The sequence below is a fragment of the Pseudomonas sp. LBUM1660 genome, from assembly GCF_059695935.1.
Genome location: NZ_CP166795.1, coordinates 3,083,911 through 3,102,098, shown reverse-complemented (window position 1 = coordinate 3,102,098; position 18,188 = coordinate 3,083,911). Strand labels below are relative to the sequence as shown.

Annotated in this window: 16 protein-coding genes and 1 pseudogene; 13 read left to right on the top strand and 4 right to left on the bottom strand. The window is 58.4% G+C overall.

All coding sequences use genetic code 11. The features are described from left to right. Window positions 1-263 precede the first annotated feature (263 nt). The 9 genes and pseudogenes from ACA068_RS14690 (at window position 264) to fapF (ending at window position 8,896) form a co-directional block, all read left to right on the top strand. Complete coding sequence (locus ACA068_RS14690) at window positions 264-1,898, top strand: methyl-accepting chemotaxis protein (RefSeq protein ID WP_497310454.1); 1,635 nt, start codon at window positions 264-266, stop codon at window positions 1,896-1,898. Window positions 1,899-2,135: 237 nt separating this feature from the next. After that, the gene (gene pnuC / locus ACA068_RS14685) at window positions 2,136-2,699 is read left to right on the top strand and encodes a nicotinamide riboside transporter PnuC (RefSeq protein WP_497310453.1); all 564 of its coding nucleotides are present in this window, start codon (window positions 2,136-2,138) and stop codon (window positions 2,697-2,699) included. Next, window positions 2,696-3,218 (top strand): annotated as a pseudogene (locus ACA068_RS14680) (AAA family ATPase). Before pnuC ends, ACA068_RS14680 begins: the two are co-directional and overlap by 4 nt. A gap of 330 nt (window positions 3,219-3,548) precedes the next feature. Beyond that, window positions 3,549-3,986: a functional amyloid chaperone FapA gene (fapA, locus tag ACA068_RS14675; protein ID WP_497310452.1), complete on the top strand. Its 438-nt coding sequence runs from the start codon at window positions 3,549-3,551 to the stop codon at window positions 3,984-3,986. A 1-nt stretch (window position 3,987) separates the two neighbouring features. Then, on the top strand, window positions 3,988-4,560 hold the full coding sequence (fapB, locus tag ACA068_RS14670; protein WP_497310451.1) for a fibril amyloid subunit FapB: 573 nt from the start codon (window positions 3,988-3,990) through the stop codon (window positions 4,558-4,560). A 52-nt stretch (window positions 4,561-4,612) separates the two neighbouring features. Then, window positions 4,613-6,040: an amyloid-like fimbrin subunit FapC gene (gene fapC / locus ACA068_RS14665; RefSeq protein WP_497310450.1), complete on the top strand. Its 1,428-nt coding sequence runs from the start codon at window positions 4,613-4,615 to the stop codon at window positions 6,038-6,040. A gap of 62 nt (window positions 6,041-6,102) precedes the next feature. Continuing rightward, entirely contained in the window at window positions 6,103-6,783 is a 681-nt protein-coding gene (fapD, locus tag ACA068_RS14660) for a fibril amyloid maturation endopeptidase FapD (protein ID WP_497310449.1), read from the top strand. Between the two features lie 33 nt (window positions 6,784-6,816). Continuing rightward, a complete protein-coding gene (fapE, locus tag ACA068_RS14655; protein ID WP_497310448.1) occupies window positions 6,817-7,569 on the top strand; it encodes a fibril amyloid subunit FapE in 753 nt (250 codons plus the stop codon). Between the two features lie 46 nt (window positions 7,570-7,615). After that, window positions 7,616-8,896 carry a fibril amyloid transporter FapF gene (gene fapF / locus ACA068_RS14650; RefSeq protein ID WP_497310447.1) on the top strand — a complete coding sequence of 427 codons (1,281 nt, stop codon included), beginning with the start codon at window positions 7,616-7,618 and terminating at the stop codon, window positions 8,894-8,896. A gap of 172 nt (window positions 8,897-9,068) precedes the next feature. Here the strand turns inward: fapF and ACA068_RS14645 are convergent, their stop codons facing one another. Next, window positions 9,069-10,394: a sigma-54 dependent transcriptional regulator gene (locus ACA068_RS14645; RefSeq protein WP_497310446.1), complete on the bottom strand. Its 1,326-nt coding sequence runs from the start codon at window positions 10,392-10,394 to the stop codon at window positions 9,069-9,071. Window positions 10,395-10,736: 342 nt separating this feature from the next. On the opposite strand from ACA068_RS14645, the gene ACA068_RS14640 reads away from it, so the two are divergent. From ACA068_RS14640 to nhaB, 3 genes are all read left to right on the top strand, one after another. Next, window positions 10,737-11,003, top strand: a complete 267-nt coding sequence (locus ACA068_RS14640) for a hypothetical protein (RefSeq protein WP_497310445.1) — start codon at window positions 10,737-10,739, stop codon at window positions 11,001-11,003. 275 nt (window positions 11,004-11,278) lie between these two features. Next, the gene (locus ACA068_RS14635) at window positions 11,279-12,568 is read left to right on the top strand and encodes an NHL repeat-containing protein (protein ID WP_497310444.1); all 1,290 of its coding nucleotides are present in this window, start codon (window positions 11,279-11,281) and stop codon (window positions 12,566-12,568) included. 77 nt (window positions 12,569-12,645) lie between these two features. Next, on the top strand, window positions 12,646-14,148 hold the full coding sequence (nhaB, locus tag ACA068_RS14630; protein WP_497310443.1) for a sodium/proton antiporter NhaB: 1,503 nt from the start codon (window positions 12,646-12,648) through the stop codon (window positions 14,146-14,148). Between the two features lie 98 nt (window positions 14,149-14,246). Here nhaB and ACA068_RS14625 read toward each other — a convergent pair whose 3' ends face one another. From ACA068_RS14625 to gnd, 3 genes are read right to left on the bottom strand one after another with little or no spacing between them, the layout of a single operon-like run. After that, window positions 14,247-15,071 carry an HAD family hydrolase gene (locus ACA068_RS14625; protein ID WP_497310442.1) on the bottom strand — a complete coding sequence of 275 codons (825 nt, stop codon included), beginning with the start codon at window positions 15,069-15,071 and terminating at the stop codon, window positions 14,247-14,249. Further along, window positions 15,068-16,591 carry a glucose-6-phosphate dehydrogenase gene (gene zwf, locus ACA068_RS14620; RefSeq protein ID WP_497310441.1) on the bottom strand — a complete coding sequence of 508 codons (1,524 nt, stop codon included), beginning with the start codon at window positions 16,589-16,591 and terminating at the stop codon, window positions 15,068-15,070. The genes ACA068_RS14625 and zwf overlap by 4 nt, the downstream gene beginning before the upstream one ends. After that, window positions 16,588-17,568 carry a phosphogluconate dehydrogenase (NAD(+)-dependent, decarboxylating) gene (gnd, locus tag ACA068_RS14615; RefSeq protein ID WP_497310440.1) on the bottom strand — a complete coding sequence of 327 codons (981 nt, stop codon included), beginning with the start codon at window positions 17,566-17,568 and terminating at the stop codon, window positions 16,588-16,590. Before gnd ends, zwf begins: the two co-directional genes overlap by 4 nt. Before the next feature lie 272 nt (window positions 17,569-17,840). Between gnd and ACA068_RS14610 the strand changes: the two genes are divergently transcribed. Next, window positions 17,841-18,023 (top strand): DUF6026 family protein, encoded by a 183-nt coding sequence (locus ACA068_RS14610; RefSeq protein ID WP_077747795.1) that lies wholly within the window; start codon window positions 17,841-17,843, stop codon window positions 18,021-18,023. The last annotated feature ends 165 nt before the right edge of the window (window positions 18,024-18,188 follow it).

Here is an 18,188-nt window from a genome sequence, read left to right as displayed (position 1 = left end):
ATGCCCCATTAGTTTTTTTTAAGCGTTCATCGCGCCAAGCGTAGCTGAAGTCCCGCGCGCAAAGGATCCAGACGGAGCGGTAAAAATTCCGTGAAAAATCAACTTGGATTCAGGTTTTTCCGCGCGGGGCCGAAATCCTATCAGACAAGCCCGGATAACGCTGCCGCGTAATGAGACTTGGGTCGCATATGCCCGACCGGCAAAGCATGGTTGGATGCTGGCAATCGTTTATTACAAGAAAAAGAAATCGGAGTGACAGCGTTATGAACAGCTTGCGCAGTGTGTCGATCAGCCGACGCTTGTGGCTCATCTTGGTCGTGTCGGTGGTGATGTTACTGACTTTGGGCGTGTTGATGCTCAAGCAGACCCATAGCGACCTTTACCAAGCAAAAGCCCAGAAAACCCAGCACGTGGTGCAGACCGCCAGCGGCATTCTGACTTACTACCACGGCCTGGAAACCGCCGGCACGCTCACCCGCGATGCCGCTCAGAAGCAGGCCCTGACCACCGTGCGCGGGCTGCGTTATGACCAGAACGACTATTTCTGGATCAACGATCTGACGCCAGTGATGGTGATGCACCCCGCCAACCCAAAACTCGATGGGCAGAACCTCTCGGCAATCCGCGACCCGGACGGTTTTGCACTGTTCAACGAAATGGTGGCCGTCGCCAAGGCGAAAGGCGCTGGCACGGTCAACTACCGCTGGCCTAAGCCGGGCGCCAGCGACCCGGTCGGAAAAACCTCCTACGTCAAATTGTTCGAACCTTGGGGCTGGGTGATCGGCTCCGGCGTGTACATCGATGACATGCAGGCCGAGTTCTATGGCCAGGTCTGGAAAGCGTCTTTTGTCGGCCTGGTGATTGCGCTGATCATGGCGTTGCTGGTGATCATGATCGCTCGCAGCATCGTGCGTCCGCTGCAGGCCACGGTGAACGCCATGGCCAATATCGCCAGCGGTGAAAGCGACCTGACCCGCAACCTCGACACCCATGGCCAGGATGAAGTCACTCAGTTGGCCCGGCATTTCAATGCCTTTACCGCCAAACTGCGCCTGGTCATCAGTGAGTTGCAAGTGTCCGCCAGTGCCCTGGGACAGTCGTCCAGAGAACTGGGCAACGACGCCACCCAGGCCCAGCAACGCAGTCAGCAACAGTCCCAGCAAATGGAGCTGGTGGCGACCGCGATCAACGAAGTGACTTATGGCGTGCAGGACGTGGCCAAGAATGCCGAGCATGCGGCCAGCGAAATGCGCGATGCCGAATCCCAGGCGCAGCAGGGGCAGATCAACATTGATGGCAGCTTGCAGCAGATCGACAAACTGTCCGGCACCATCGATCAAGCCGTGGAAGTGATTCGCACCCTGGCGGCTGAAAGCACCCAGATTGGCAGTGTCCTGGAGGTGATCCGCTCCATCGCCGAGCAAACCAACCTGCTGGCCCTCAACGCCGCCATCGAGGCCGCCCGTGCGGGTGAGCAAGGTCGAGGCTTTGCGGTGGTGGCCGATGAAGTGCGCCTGTTGGCCCAGCGTACCCAGAAGTCCACGGCGGAAATCCAGTCGATGATCGAACGCCTGCAAACGCACTCCGAAGCGGCGGTCAAAGTGATCGGCGACAGCAGCCGAGCCTCGCAACTGACCATCGAACAGGCCGGTCTGGCCGGCGCCAGCCTGAATGCAATCGGCCAGGCGCTGCGCAACCTCAACGGGCTGAACGCATCGATCGCCAGTGCGACCCTGCAACAAGCCCATGTGGTGGAAGACATCAATCAGAACGTCACCCAGGCCGCGGGGTTATCCCACAGCACCGCGCTGGCAGCGGAGCAGTCGAGCGTGGCCAGTGTGCGGCTCAAGGATTTGAGCGAGCAGTTGAACGGCCTGCTCAAACAGTTCCGGGTGTAACAACGCCCTTGTAGCAGCTGCCGAGCAGCGCGAGGCTGCGTTCGGCGACGCAGTCGTCGTAAACCCTGCGAACGCGGTTTTACTGGTAAACCGCGGGGGCTGATTTCACGACGACTGCGTCGCCGAACGCAGCCTCACGCTGCTCGGCAGCTGCTACAGACCGCGTGAGCCGGTTCTACTTGGCGTCGCCTGCCGGTACAATCCGCCACCCTCTTTCGTTTTCCCCAAGGAACCTCCATGTCCGGGCTTGAACTGTTTGCCGCCACCCTCGGCGTGATTGCCGTCTGGTTGACGGTCAAACAGAACCCTTGGTGCTGGCCCATCGGCCTGGTCATGGTGCTGCTTTATAGCTGGATCTTTTTTGAAGTGAAGCTGTATTCGGACATGCTCCTGCAAGTGATCTACGCCGCTCTGCAGCTCTACGGCTGGTGGCAATGGACCCGCGCGGGTGAGGCGAATACCGGCCGGCAGGTCAGCCGGCTCGATGGGAAATCGATAGCATTGGGCCTTGCGGCCGGCGCCCTCGGCAGTCTGCTGCTGGGCGCCGCCATGGCGCACTGGACAGATGCCGCCCAGCCGTGGCTTGACGCCGCGCTGACCGGGTTCAGCCTTGTGGCGCAGTTATGGATGGCGCAAAAACGCGTGCAATGCTGGCCGTTGTGGATCGCCGTCGATGTGATTTTCGTCGGGCTGTTCATTTATAAAGACATGTACTTGACCGCCGCCCTCTATGCACTGTTCCTGCTGCTGGCCGTTCAAGGTTGGCGTGAATGGCGCGCCGACCCGGCCTTGCGCGCATGAAGGTGCTGGTGCTCGCGGGCCCGGAATCCAGCGGTAAAAGCTGGCTTTCAGGCGAGATTCACGCCAATTTTGGCGGCATATTGGTCGGTGAGTACGTTCGGCACTTTATCGAAAGCGAAGCCCGCGAAACCCGCTACGATGACATTTCAGCGATTGCGCATGGCCAGCTGACCTGGGAAGACGAAGCACGTGCCAGGCAACCGTCACTGCTGATTCTCGATACGCACCTCTTGAGTAATATCCTTTGGAGTTGCACCTTGTTTGGCGCTTGCCCGACATGGATAGAGCAAGCATTGCTGGCACGGCACTACGACCTGCATTTGCTGCTGAGCCCTGAAACTGTGCCTTGGCATGACGACGGGCAGCGTTGCCAACCGCAACTGGCAGAGCCAGGCGTTTTTCCAGGCCAGCCGTGAATGGCTTGACCTGCACCGCCAACCTTGTCAGGTATTGCAAGGTGACTGGAAACAGCGCAAGGACGCGGCATTCGAAGCAGTGACGCGCTTGCTCAACGCCTGACCCGCAGAACCCGCCCTGCCGCAACTGTCCACTCCTGAAACACCCATTCCTGCGCAAACCCGCGTGCTAAAGCACCCCGAGTGTTCCAGCCAGAAAGTGTTAAGCCACTGATACAACCAGCCTTCAACGCCCCTGACGAGCAATGCCGCCCGCATCGGCCGCGCTTTGGCGTGGCTCTGTCTCAGTGGCGTTACAAAATTTTTTTGACTACCTCGACAATTAAATCCAACCCACTGTTTATAAAAGAAAACCAGAAAGCGGCACACCTTCTGCTCTCTACCTCGCAACGCTGATAAGGGCCAGCGTTCACTTACAGAAGGAATTGCCGCCGTGGGGAAATTTGATAAGCGCATCTTTAGCTTCCTGCTGATCGGATGCGCACTGGGCTCAAGTGTCTGCCTGCCTGTACAGGCTGAAAACGGCATCATTCTTATCAAACGTGATGTCCAACCGCGCAACGCAACTATTCCACCGTTGATTCCCGACCCTAACCCCACGACCGTCAACGCCAACCCGTCCAGACAAATCCTCCAGCAAACAAACGAATTGAGCGACGGCGACTTTGCCAACGTTGCCAGTGGTGCAGGCATCAACCGCCTGGTCACTCAGAACACCAACAACCTGGGCGGCAACATCAGCAACCAGAGCCAACTTTCCAACCTCCCTGCCGGACGTTCGGGAAATGCGGGCAACGGTATTGCCAATATGGTCAATTCAAACGTCCAGCAAGGCCTGGGTGCTCTGAAAATCATGACGGGAGACCGTTAAGATGAATCGTTCGCTGCTGATGATCGCTATGTTTTGCAGTGCATCGACCTTTGCCCAACCTCCCGTCATCAACAACGCCAGCATCGACGGTTCGGGCATGCAGTACCAAGGCAACCTCACAGTCAACCAGGCGGCGGGCGATTTTCAGCAACAGGCCAACGCCCGGGCGATCGCCATTGGTACCAACGCCAGTGCGACCACTCAGATTCGCCAGCGTTTGCACACACAAGTCGACCCCAGAATTGATGCCCAGTCCAACATACAGGGCGACTCCTTCAGCCACGGCAACGGCGTACTGGGTGTCAACCAGAGCACGGGCGCGAGCAACCAGCAAGCCAACGCACTGCGTATCAGCATCAGTACGCAGCCGCAAAGTATCGACGACAGCGTCCTCATGCAACAGAACGTGGCGCTGCTCAACAACTCCGATCCAACTGACTCTGCACCAGGCTTTCGCCAGGTCACTACCAGTGACCAGGCTTTCACCGGTAGCCGTGGGGTGATCCAGTTGAATCAGAGCGCCGGGGTGGGAAACCGAACGGCCAACACCCTGAGCGTACGGGTCGCGGATTGACCCAAAAAGGTAGGAAACAACACTTAACCTAAAATAAGTACGGAGAATCACCATGAAACCTTCGATGGCACTAAAGCCTCTGGTTTTCGCAATTGCTGCGGTCATGGCTGTTGCTGTACAAGCTGGGCAAAACGATCGGCGTGGCAACCACAATGGTCATCACAACGGCGGCCAACAAACCCCTCCTGCAAGAATGGTCCCAATCAACGCGACTGCCAATGCGAACGACCGGCAGAACAGTACCGGCAATAGCATCTGGAATGAAGGGACAGAAAACTCGGCCGAGATGAGCAGTTCGGCCGCAGGCGCGAGCGGCAACGTCGGCGTCAACGTGGCGGCCGGTGCCGGCAACCAGCAAGACAACGCCGCCGCCATCGCCAACGCAGCCTCTGACAACGCCGCGATCGACAACAGCTTTGTGTTCGGCATGGCCACTGCCACCGCTGACGTGAGGCAAGTCAGCAACAATAACCGCGTCGACAACTTTGGCACGACCAACTCTGCCGTGATGAGCGGATCCGGCGGCGGCAGCAGCGGCAACATGGGTATCAACATTGCTGGCGGCGATCTGAACCAGCAGAAAAACACCATGGCAATTGCCAACGCCAACGCACCACTGGGTAACGCAACCGCCACCGCGTCCGCCGTTCAAAACGGTCCTGGCCTGGTTGTGAACAACAACGCTGATCGGACTTATCGTGTGGATACCATCACCGTTACCAATACGGCGAGCGGCAGTTTCTCTAAAGATAAGTCGTTTGAAGCGAGCGGCAGTCAAAGCGCTTCTTCCAGCTGGAACAAAGCCGGTTCCAAAAGCTATGACGCCAGCGGTTCAAAAAGCGTTGATATAAGCGGTTCTCACAGCAGTAATGCGAGCGGTTCCAACAGCAGCAATGCCAGCGGTTCCAACAGCAGCAGTGCAAGCGGTTCTTCGAGTGCTTCGTTGAATGCTTCGTTGAACGCTACGTTGGACGCTACTGCGGCGGCTTCCAACTCCTCTACCGTCAATAATGGCTGGGGCGACCGCACTCGCAGCAGTTCTTCCGACGCATCGTTTAACGCATCGCTCGACGCAACGCTTGATGCATCGATAGACAAGTCGTATGACAGATCGCACGAATCCTCGTACGACAAATCGCGCGATTCTTCCTACGACAGGTCTCGCGATTCGTCGTTCGAAAAATCCTACGACAAGTCGTACACGAAGTCGTCTGACTCCTCGTACGAAAAATCGGGCAGTAAATCGTCCGAGTCTGAGTACGCAAAAGCGAAAAGCTACAGTGAAAGCAGCTCTTATGATTTGAGCAACACCTACTCTTATCAAGTGCTGACTCCAACTGGCTGGGCCAACCCTGTGACCAACACTGCAACCCTGAGCGGTTCGGTGAATGGCGGCAGTGGCAACCTGGGCGTCAACGTGGCGGCTGGTGTGGGTAACCAACAAAGCAACTCGTTGGCCATCTCCAACCAATCGTTCTAAATGCTGTCTCTGGAGGCCCCCTTACGGGGGCCTTTTTCAACACCACCAGAGGGCGTCCCACCATGCGCATTATCGCCTTGGCAGTTTTGCTTTGCGTGGCCAGCGTGATCGAGGCTGCACAAATGCCGCTGTCCATCCTTCCGGGCGGCGCGTTGGTGTACAAGCCGATCCAGAGCGTTCGCGAGCGCAAATTCGCCGACCTGGTACAACAGAAAACCGACTTCAGTTGCGGCGCTGCTGCGCTGGCGACCATCTTGCGCCAAGCCTATTGGCTGGACGTGAATGAAGAACAGATCATCGAAGGCATGCTGGCTAACTCCGATCAAGACCTTGTCCGTGTCCAGGGCTTCTCCATGCTCGACATGAAGCGTTACGTGGAAAGCATCGGCATGCGAGCCCGAGGCTATCGGGTAGCACCGGAAACGTTGAGTGACATCAGAATTCCGGTGGTGGTCCTCATGGATATCCGTGGCTACAAACACTTTGTGGTCATGCAAAGAGTCCATCAGGGCTGGGTCTACATCGGAGATCCGGTACTCGGCCATAAACGTTACAAAGTCGACGATTTCATCAAAGGCTGGAACGGCATCATCTTTGCCGTCATTGGCCAGGGCTACGACAAAACCAATGCGTTGCTCGACCCGCCCATGCCGCTGACCGCCAGGAACCGCGTCAATGCCTTCAGCCCGGTGCAAGACGCAGAGTTGATGGATTTTGGATTCATCCAAAGCGACTTCTTCTAATAACAAGGGAGCACGACGCTCCGGGAGCATCTTATGAAGACTCCAATCTGGCTGGCCGTGGTCTGCCTGGCCGCCAGCCTGCCGACCCAGGCGCAGACGTTCAAACCCATTGAACTTAAGGATCAGGAGTTGGCAACCCTGCGTGGCCGCTATGTCATGCCGGGACGGATCATCAGTTTCGGCATTGCCATGACCAGCACTTGGCAAAATGCCAATGGTGAAGTGATCGGGGCAACGTCCTCGATGCAAATTCAACAATCGACTATCAAGCCGCAGTTCTATGTGTCGATGATCGATGAAAAAGGTAATGGATCAACGCGTTCGCAAGGCTCCAGTACGGGCACCGGTACCGTCACTGGCGGCAGCGGCCTCAATACCACCGAAGGCGTCACTCAAGTCGTGCGGGCTGCCGGCGACAACAATACGGCCTACAACAACGTTGATATCAACGTCACAAAGGCCAACCAGGCGCCAGCAACGCAACAGCAGGGCCAGGCACTGGCCTCAGGCTCGACGCTGGTCGGCGCCAATGGCGCGGGCTCGCTCAGCGTTTCCTCGACCGGTACGGGTGTGCAATTCAACATCGTCGCCAACAACAACCAGGGCAGTACCGTACAACGCCTGGCCCAGGGTGGGCTGATGCAGAATACGACGTTGCTCGGCAGCAGCAACCAGGTCCGCAACGTCACGTCCTTCAATGTCGTGTTGCGTGACAACGTGCCGACAGCGGGATCGGTGAGCGGCAATCTGGACCAGCTCAAAGGTCTTCGCACTCTCGGATTCTGATCTACGCTCAGTCTCATCAGATGTAGTCAGAAGGGACGGCTAACCAATGCAACGATCTTTAACGTTCAGAGCTTTCGTATGTTTGAGTAGCCTGGCCCCGGCCACAATGCTATACGCAGCACCGGACCCCCAGGTCGAAATCCTAAAACAAGAACTCATGGAGTTGAAACAGCGTTACGAAGCACAACAGAACGCGCTGATGGTACTTGAGCAACGCGTTCGCCAAGTCGAAGAAGCACCGGCGACACCAGCTCCCAAACGCCTGACCAAATCCCCCGCAGAACCGACCAGGGGTGGCCAGGCCGTGGCCGCTGGTGCGCCGGGAACCACAGGCAGTTCATATGGCCAATCGCTCAAGGACGATTCGGAGCCTGCGCAAAGCGTTTCCAACCTGTATGACGAAGCCAGCGGTTTCTTCGGTGGCGGCAAGTTCAGCGTCGAAACCGGCCTGACCTACACGCACTACGATACCCGCGCCTTAACGCTCAACGGCTTCCTTGCACTGGACTCGATTTTTCTCGGCAACATCAACCTCGACCGCATCAAGGCCGACAACTGGACCCTGGACCTGACCGCCCGCTACAACGTGGCACAGCGCTGGCAGTTCGACATTAACGTCCCCGTGGTCTATCGCGAATCGACGTATTCCTCCGGTGGCGCTGGTGGCGCAGGCCCGGTGACGTCTGACGCAACCGTTACTCGCGACCCGACCATCGGCGATGTGAACGTTGGCGTTGCCTACAAGTTTCTGGATGAGTCGGCCAACCTGCCCGACGCGGTCGCAACTCTGCGCGTCAAGGCACCGACCGGGGATGACCCTTACGGCATCAAACTGGTCGAAGATCCGAACAACGACAACCTCGCGGTACCCGAGGACTTGCCTACCGGCAATGGTGTTTGGTCGATCACACCGGGCATCTCGCTGGTCAAGACCTTCGACCCTGCCGTGCTGTTCGGCAGCCTGTCCTACACCTACAACGTGCAGGACTCTTTCAGCGACATCAGCCCTCAGGTCGGCTCCAAGGTGAAAGGGGACGTGAAGCTGGGCGATTCCTGGCAGATCGGCGCCGGCATTGCCTTCGCGCTGAACGAGAAGATGAGTATGTCGTTCTCGTTCACCGATCAGTTCGCCCGCAAGAGCAAGATCAGGCCGGACGGTGGTGATTGGCAGTCGATATCCAACAGTGATTACAACTCGGCCAACTTCAACATCGGCATGACCCTGGCCGCCACCGATAACCTGACGATCGTTCCCAACCTGGCCATCGGCCTGACCGACGACTCGCCAGACTTTTCCTTCAGCCTGAAATTCCCGTACTACTTCTGATCCACAACAACAAAGCCCCGCTGCGACTTCAATCCCAGCGGGGCTTTGTGTATGTGTGTGTTGAACAGCAAAAGATCGCAGCCTCGTTTCACTCGACAGCTCCTACAGGATGAACGCATTCCAATGTAGGAGCTGTCGAGTGAAACGAGGCTGCGAGCTTTTAACCTTGCGTCTAACGGATCTGATGCTTGTGCAACAAACGGTAGAAGGTCGGCCTGGATATCCCCAGCACCTTGGCGGCATTGCTCAAATTATCGCTGTGGCGGTTGAGTACATCGCACAAGGCTTGGCGCTCAGCGCGGGTCTTGTAGTCTTCCAGCGTGCCCATCGGCGCGGGAATGGTGTGCTGGCTGATCAGCCCAAGGTCTCGCGCTTCGATCTGCCGGCCTTCGGCCAGTACCAGCCCGCGACGTACCCGGTTGGCCAACTCGCGAACATTGCCTGGCCAGTCATGCTTGCCCATGGCAATCAAGGCATCGTCGCTGAAGCTGCGGGGGCGTCGGCCGGTTTCATGGCTGTAGAAGTGGGAAAAGTGGTTGGCCAACATCGATAAGTCACCATGGCGCTCACGCAGGGGCGCGGTGACGACTTGCAGTACATTGAGGCGGTAGTACAAATCCTCACGAAAGCTTTTTTTCTCAACCGCAGCTTCAAGGTCGACGTGAGTCGCCGCCAACACCCGCACGTCCACCGGAATCGGCTGGCTGCCGCCGACATGCTCGATGTGTTTTTCCTGCAGGAAACGCAGCAGATTGGCTTGCAACTCGAGTGGCAGGTCACCGATCTCATCGAGAAACAGTGTGCCGCCATTCGCCGCCTCGATTCGACCGACCTTGCGTTGGTGGGCGCCGGTAAAGGCACCTTTCTCGTGGCCGAACAGCTCGGACTGGATCAAGTGTTCGGGAATTGCCCCGCAATTGATCGCCACGAAAGGTTTGCTGTGACGCTGGGATTGTCGATGGAGCGTGCGGGCGACCAGTTCTTTACCAGTGCCGCTTTCACCACGAATCAATACCGGAGACTCCGTGGGCGCCAGCTTGCTCAGTAATTTGCGCAGCTCGCGAATCGGCTTGCTGTCGCCAAGCAGCTCGTGCTCAGGCTGATCGATATGAATCGTGCCCTGCCCACGCAGGCGCGCCATGCCGAACGCCCGGCCCAGCGTGACTTGCACCCGGGAGACGTCAAACGGCAAGGTATGGAAGTCAAAAAACCATTCGCAAACAAAATCCCCGACATTTTGCAGGCGCAGGACTTCCTGGTTGAGTACGGCGATCCACTCGGTACCGCTGCGGCTGATCAGTTCTTTGACGGCTTCCGGGCGTTCCAGATGAAAGGGTTGTAATCGCAGAAGGCCAACGTCGCACGTCCGGTCGGCGGCGTTCTCCAGGGAACAGCTGTCAACATCCCAGCCCACAGAGCGAAGACCCGGCAACAGACGATGGCAGTCGTCACAGGGATCAACTACTAACAGACGTCGTAACGCAGGCGTTTCGATCATGACTGTTCCTTGACGCCAAACTTTAGGAAATAGTATTAAAAACAGTCGTTTGGCGGATCTGGCTGTAACATTAGCAAGAATTTGACGCACCCTTGTACCGTTTGATTATAGGGACGTCGCGTTATTAGTTATAAGAACAAGTTTGTTAGTTACCTAACGAATTCAACCTTTCATTCAGCGTTCAAAAATCGACCCTGCACTGAGTATATGAAAGAAAGTTGAAATTTCTTTTGATTGTGTGTGACCTGACCCCCGGTTGAGGGCATCAGTACAAGTAACCAGCCGAACGGTAAGCCCAACCGACGGCCTGTCACTTGATTGGGCATATAGAGAGAAGATCCCATGACCGCCCCGCTCCGTATCAACGAAGCTCTTTTGATTGCCAACCGCGCATTCCAACCTTTTCAATGCGTGGCCTGGGCCCCACAAGACGGCAATGGCGAACTCTGCCTGACCATCATCGACCGCACCATTACCCACATCGGCCGCGCACAGATTCCGTGCAGTGCCTACACAGACCCGACGCAACTTGAACTTCGACTGGAGCAAGCTCGCGCCGAATTGAGCGAGGAAGGTTACACGCTGCAATCGTGGTCGATGCCGCACTAAGGACGTTGGCGGATGACTTAAGTGTCATCCGCCTGTTCTCCTTTATTTTATCGGACTCCTTTCGGTAGTCACTGCGCCCCCCCATTCCAACTTGACCTCCACGAATTACTTGGCAGGCTTGTCAGTGGTTCGAAAAGACACTGTTCTGGCACAAAGCGACCCTCCACCTGTTACTTGTGACAGTTGTGCAATCGAGCGTTCAGGGATTGAATATTTGCACACGCAGTTGCCCACCCGGCCCCCGGGTTCCGGTCAGCTCGCAAGGAGATGCGCGCATGCCCCACCAGACTGCTTTTGCCCGACCTGCAGCGCAGTACTCGGCGGGCCACCTCGATAAAACCTTCGCCTCCAATGGCAAAACCCAGGTGTATTTCGCCGGCAGTACGTCGAGCATCGCCAACGGCGTGGCGATCGATTCGAGCGGTCGCGTACTGGTGGCGGCGAAAGTCGGCACTCGAAGCGGCCATTGCTTTGGCCTGGCTCGCTTGCTTGAAGACGGTTCGGCAGACCTGGCATTCGGCACTCATGGCAGCGTCATCGGGCAATTTCAACGCGGTCATGAGGCCATGGCGGGTAAAGTCCTCATATTGGACGACGGGAACATCCTGGTCGCCGGCTTGCACTATGAAGACGCTCACCGAACGCTGCCGGCCTTGGCGCTGTTCGACGCGCAAGGTCACCCGGTGAGGGACTTTGGCGACAACGGATACTGCGTCATACGCCTGCCGGGGAATCTGTCGCAGGGCGTGCGCGACGCCTGGCTCCCTCCCGGCGTGCCGGGGGCCGAAGTCTGCGACGTCCAGGTACAGGCTGACGGCCGAATCCTGCTGCTGGCCAATCACCCTTTCGAACTGGCCGATCACGTGGGCCTGCTAATTCGCCTCACCGACACTGGCGAGCTCGATACCTCCTTCAACGGCCGCGGCTTTGTCATGGTCAGGCATTTGCTGATGAACACCTGGCTCAGCAGCCTGATGGTGCAGCGGGATGGTCGGATAATGGTCGGCGGATCGATCAACTTCCCTGAGGAAGGCTTGCTGGCGCGCTACCTCCCCGACGGCAGCCTGGATGACCACTTCGCCGTGGATGGTTTCATGACCTTCAATGTCTCGGGTCACAGCGCTCAGGTCAGCCAGATCGTCGAGCAGCAAAATGGCGATTGGCATTGTTTTGGCAGCAGCCGCGACCCGATGCATTGCCTGGCGCTGACACTGCACAGCAACGGTCGCCCGAACGCTCATTGCAACGGGGGCCAGCCACACCTGCTGAAAATCGGCCGCAGCGGCTGCCAGTGGAACGCCGCCCAACTCCAGCCGGACGGTCGCGTGCTGGCGGTTGGCGCCACGATTGGCGGCGTCGAAACCGACTTTCTGCTGGCCCGGTATTTACCTGGCGGACAACTCGATCCTGGCTTTGCCGAGGGCACTTGCTGGGTTCGCACCCGTCTGGGCCGCAGCCTGGACACAGCCACGTCAGTGGCCGTTCAGGCGGATGGAGGCATTGTCGTAGGCGGTTATTCGCTGGACGGCAACTACCGGGCGGTTGTGGTCCGCTATCTCGGTTAGGCCAACGACTTTTCCCACACTTGATCTTCCCTTCGGCTTACGGCAAGTTGCGCGCTTCTTAATACAAGGAGTAGCCGATGTCCGGTTCAATGGCCCAGGCTTTCACGCACAACTTTCTAGGCCACTCACCCCGCTGGTACAAGGCGAGCATTGTCGGCTTCCTGATTCTCAACGCCCTGGTGTTGTGGACAGTCGGTCCGGTGGCGGCCGGTTGGCTGCTGGTGCTGGAGTTCATCTTCACCCTGGCCATGGCGCTCAAATGTTATCCGCTGATGCCGGGCGGGTTGCTGCTGATTGAAGCGCTACTGCTGAAAATGACCACGCCCCAGGCACTCTATAACGAACTGGTACACAACTTTCCGGTCATCCTGCTGCTGATGTTCATGGTGGCGGGCATCTACTTCATGAAAGACCTGCTGCTGTTTCTGTTCTCGCGCCTATTGCTGGGGGTTCGTTCCAAGCCTCTGCTGGCCTTAATGTTCTGCTTTCTCTCGGCGTTCCTGTCGGCGTTCCTCGATGCTCTGACGGTGACGGCGGTGATCATCAGTGCCGCCGTAGGCTTTTATTCGGTGTATCACCGCGTCGCCTCGGGCAATGATCCGCGTCAGGACAGTGAGTTCAGTGATGACCAGCACCTGCCCAAACTGCACCATGACGACCTCGAACAGTTCCGTGCTTTCCTGCGCAGCCTGCTGATGCACGGCGCCGTGGGCACGGCATTGGGCGGCGTCTGCACGCTGGTCGGCGAGCCGCAGAACCTGTTGATCGGCCATGAAATGGGCTGGCACTTCGCCGAGTTTTTCCTGAAAGTTGCCCCGGTGTCGCTGCCGGTGCTGGCAGCGGGCCTGGTGACGTGCGTGCTGCTGGAGAAACTGCGCTGGTTCGGTTACGGCACGCTGCTGCCGGACAACGTGCGCGCGGTGCTGTCCAACTATGCGGCCGAAGACAACGCTGAACGCACTGCACGCCAACGCGCAGCCTTGCTGGTGCAAGGCGCCGCGGCGTTGATCCTGATTGCAGGGCTGGCGCTTCATATCGCTGAAGTCGGCCTGATCGGCTTGATGGTAATCGTGCTGATCACTTCCTTCACCGGCATTACCGACGAGCACCGCATCGGCAACGCGTTCAAGGACGCCATGCCATTCACAGCGTTGCTGGTGGTGTTTTTTGCGGTGGTGGCGGTTATTCACGATCAGCAGCTGTTCACGCCGCTGATCCAGTGGGTGCTGGCGCTGCCGGCAGATCAGCAGCCGGGCATGTTGTTCATTGCCAACGGTTTGCTGTCGGCCATCAGCGATAACGTGTTTGTGGCGACCATTTACATCACCGAAGTGAAACAGGCGTTCATCTCCGGGCACATGAGCCGTGAGCACTTCGAAACGCTGGCCATTGCGATCAATACCGGCACTAACCTGCCGAGCGTGGCGACGCCTAATGGCCAGGCGGCGTTTCTGTTTTTGCTGACGTCGGCGATTGCGCCGCTGATTCGCCTGTCGTATGGGCGGATGGTGTGGATGGCGTTGCCGTATACGGTGGTAATGGGTGTGCTGGGTTGGTACGCCGTCAGTTTCTGGCTTTGAGTTAGCAGGTTTGACGCCTACGCGGGCAAGCCGCGCTCCTACAGGTCAGCGGTGGATCTGTAGGAGCGAGGCTTGCCCGCGAAGAACGATAACGCGGTTTAACCCGCGTTGAGGATATACCGCTCGATCGCCTGGGCCGCGCCGTCTTCGGTATTGGGACCTGTCATCACGTCGGCCTGGCGCTTCACCGCCTCTTCCGCCTGCCCCATGGCAATCGACAACCCGGCACGATGAAACATCGCCGGGTCATTGCCGCCATCGCCCATCGCGGCAGTCTGCTCCAGCGGCACACCCAGAAACTCCGCCAGTGTCGCCAGTGCGGCGCCCTTGTTGGCCTGCATCGCCGTCACGTCCAGATACACCGGTTGCGACCGAGAGACTTGTGCCTGGCCTTCCACTTTCGGCAGCAACTGCGCTTCCAGTTCGATCAACAGTTGCGTGTTGTTGCTGGTGGCGACGATCTTGTCGATGCGCGTCAGGTACGGCTCGAAACTCTCGACCACCACCGGCGGATAGCCGAGGCCGTGCTGCTCGCGCGGGACCATCGGCCCGTTCGGGTCCTTCAGCAACCAGTCACCGCCACTGAATACCCAGATTTCAACCTCCGGCTGATCGGCAAACAGCGCCAACGCCGTCAGCGCAGCCGTGGCCGGCAAATAATGCGCGACCAGCAAGCTGCCGTCCGGATGGACGATCGTGCCGCCATTGAATGCCGCCGTCGGCAGGTCGACACCGAGGGCTTCGATCTGCTGCAGCATGGCTTTCGGTGGACGCCCAGTAGCCAGGCTGAACAGCACGCCAGCCTCACGTAACGAACGGACAGCCTCGATGGTGCGCTGACTGAGGCTGTGATCGGGCAGCAGCAACGTGCCGTCCATGTCGCTCAATAGAAAACGGATGGGTTGTGGCGTGACGTCACTCATCCGAGGCTGTGCCAGACGCGACCGTCGCGGACCAGCAGTTCATCAGCCGCCTGCGGGCCGTTCTCGCCCGCCGGATAGCGCTGCACGCTCGCGTCCTGCTGCCATGCGTCGAGGAATGGCTGCACGGCGCGCCAGCCGTTCTCGATGTTGTCGGCGCGCTGGAACAGCGTCTGATCACCGGTCAGGCAATCGTAGATCAGCGTTTCGTAGCCGGTGGACGGCTGCATCTCAAAGAAATCCTTGTAGGCAAAACCCAATTCGATGTTGGCCATTTTCAGGGCCGGCCCGGGCCGCTTGGCCAACAGGTCGAACCACATGCCTTCGTTGGGCTGAATCTGAATCCGCAGGTAGGTCGGTTGCAGCTCATCGACCTCGGTATCGCGGAACTGCGCGTAGGGTGCAGGCTTGAAGCAGATGACGATCTCGGTGTCACGCACGCTCATGCGCTTGCCGGTGCGCAGGTAGAACGGCACGCCGACCCAGCGCCAGTTGTCGATCATGACTTTGAGCGCGACATAGGTTTCGGTGTTGCTGTCGGGCGCGACGTTGGCTTCCTCGCGATAACCCGCCAAGGATTTGCCATTGAGTTCGCCGGCCGCGTATTGGCCACGCACCGAGTTGGCCCGCGCCTCCTCCGTGGACCACGGACGTATCGCGCCGACCACTTTGGCTTTCTCGCCACGGACCGCGTCAGCACCAAAGGCTGCCGGCGGTTCCATCGCCACCATCGCCAGCAACTGGAACAGGTGATTGGGCACCATGTCCCGCAAGGCGCCGGTGTGTTCATAAAAACTGCCACGGGTTTCTACGCCGACGGTTTCGGCGGCGGTGATCTGTACGTGGTCGATGTAATGGTTGTTCCAGAACGCTTCGAACAGGCTGTTGGAGAACCGGCTGATCAAAATGTTCTGCACGGTTTCCTTGCCCAGGTAGTGATCGATCCGGTAGATCTGGTTTTCCGACATGACCTTGAGCAAACAGGCGTTCAACGCTTCAGCGGTGTGCAGGTCGGAGCCGAACGGTTTTTCGATCACCACCCTTCTGAACGCTTCGGGCGTCTCTTGCAGCAAGCCGGCGGCGCCGAGGCGGCGCACCACTTCACTGAAGAACCGTGGCGCGGTGGCCAGATAGAACACCGCGTTGCCCGTGCCGCTGGCGGCGATTTTCGCCGCCAGCGCCTGATAAGTGCTGTCGTCCAGGAAATCGCCTTGGACGTAGCTGATGCCTTTGGCCAGTTTGGCCCACAGCGTCGGGTCAAGGGCTTCGTCGCCCTTGCCGACTTTGCTGGCCGCTTCGGTGCGGATGAAATCTTCGAGCTTCTGCGCAAAGGCTTCATCACTGATGGCGTTGTGGTCAACACCGATGATCCGCAGTCCATCGCCAAGCAGACCGTCGCGACTCAGGTTGTACAGCGCCGGCATCAGCAAGCGCTTGACCAGGTCACCATGGGCACCGAACAAAAACAGCGTGGTCGGCGGTGCGGGTTCTGCCTTGGATTTATTGCGGATCAGACGGGTCATTTTTTCGAAGTCTCCACATGGCCGCCGAAGCCGAAGCGCTGGGCCGAGAGAATTTTGTCGCCAAAGGTGCCTTGGCCGCGCGAACGGTAGCGCGAGAACAGCGAGTTCGACAGCACCGGTACGGGCACCGATTGCTCCATGGCGGCTTCGATGGTCCAGCGGCCTTCACCGCTGTCAGCCACTGCACCTTCGTACCCGTCGAGTTTCGGATCGCTGGCCAGTGCGTCGGCGGTCAGGTCGAGCAACCACGACGACACAACGCTGCCACGGCGCCAGACTTCGGCGATGTCGGCCACGTTCAGGTCAAAACGCTGATCTTCCGGCAGGTTGGTGCTGGCCTTGGTCTTGAGGATGTCGAAGCCTTCGGCGAAGGCCTGCATCATTCCGTACTCGATGCCGTTGTGGATCATCTTCACGAAATGGCCAGAGCCTGCAGGGCCGGCGTGGATGTAACCGCGCTCGGCGCGATCATCTTCCGACTTGCGGTCCTTGGTGCGCGGGATATCGCCCATGCCAGGGGCCAGGCTGTCGAACAGCGGGTCAAGGCGTTTCACCACCTCGGCTTCGCCGCCGATCATCATGCAGTACCCGCGCTCCAGGCCCCAGACGCCGCCGGACGTGCCGACGTCGATGTAGTGCAGGCCTTTCTCCGACAGGGTTTTCGCCCGGCGGATGTCGTCCTTATAGAAGGTGTTGCCGCCGTCGATGATGGTGTCGCCGGCTTCGAGCAAGGTGCTCAGGGTGTCGATGGTGTCTTCGGTCGGTGCGCCGGCCGGCAGCATGACCCACACCGCACGTGGCTTGGCCAGGCCTGCGACCAGCGCCGGCAGGTCGATGACGCCCTTGGCGCCTTCTGCGGCCAAGGTGTCGACGAAGGCGGTATTACGGTCGTAAACAACGGTGGTATGCCCGTTGAGCATCAGGCGACGCGCAATATTTCCGCCCATGCGGCCCAGTCCAATAATCCCGAGTTGCATGTGCTGATGCTCCCTACTACAAATAATGTGTGTCAAAGGTTATAGCCCAACGCGACTAATGTGGGTTAGTCCAGAGCGTTGGCGTGAAGTTTCCGGGCATTGTGCCCGATCCTGACTGATAACGTCGAAAATCGAACCCAAGACACAACGACCATGAAAAATAAAAAAGTTCCCTTCGGGGGCAAAAGAAATCAAAATCGGCGCCGATAGTAATTCAGCACCCGATGTCGGGGCGGTTTTACAGTTGATGCACGCCATTTGCGAGGTGAGCAATGGGCACAGTACAAGCAGCACGGCCAGCACAAACCCTTTACGTCACGATCCGTCGTGATGAATTGCGCCAGTTGAAAGAAGAGCGCGACCTGTTGAAGCAGGAGCTCGCGCAGCTGCGCTTACTCACACAAAGCTCTTCGGCTCAGCCCTTGCCCGTCACTGCGCGCGCGCCTCACGCCTGATCTCTACGCTTGATTCGGAAACAGCCCCCTGCTGTTTCCGACACCGCCTCCCCGCCTTGCCGTTTGCGGCAACTCACAAAGTTTTCACATCGAAGTGTTGATACTCCGGCTCATTATGGCCGCTCGGTATCCGCGCGGCTTTCGTTCGTCGGCAACATGGAAGAC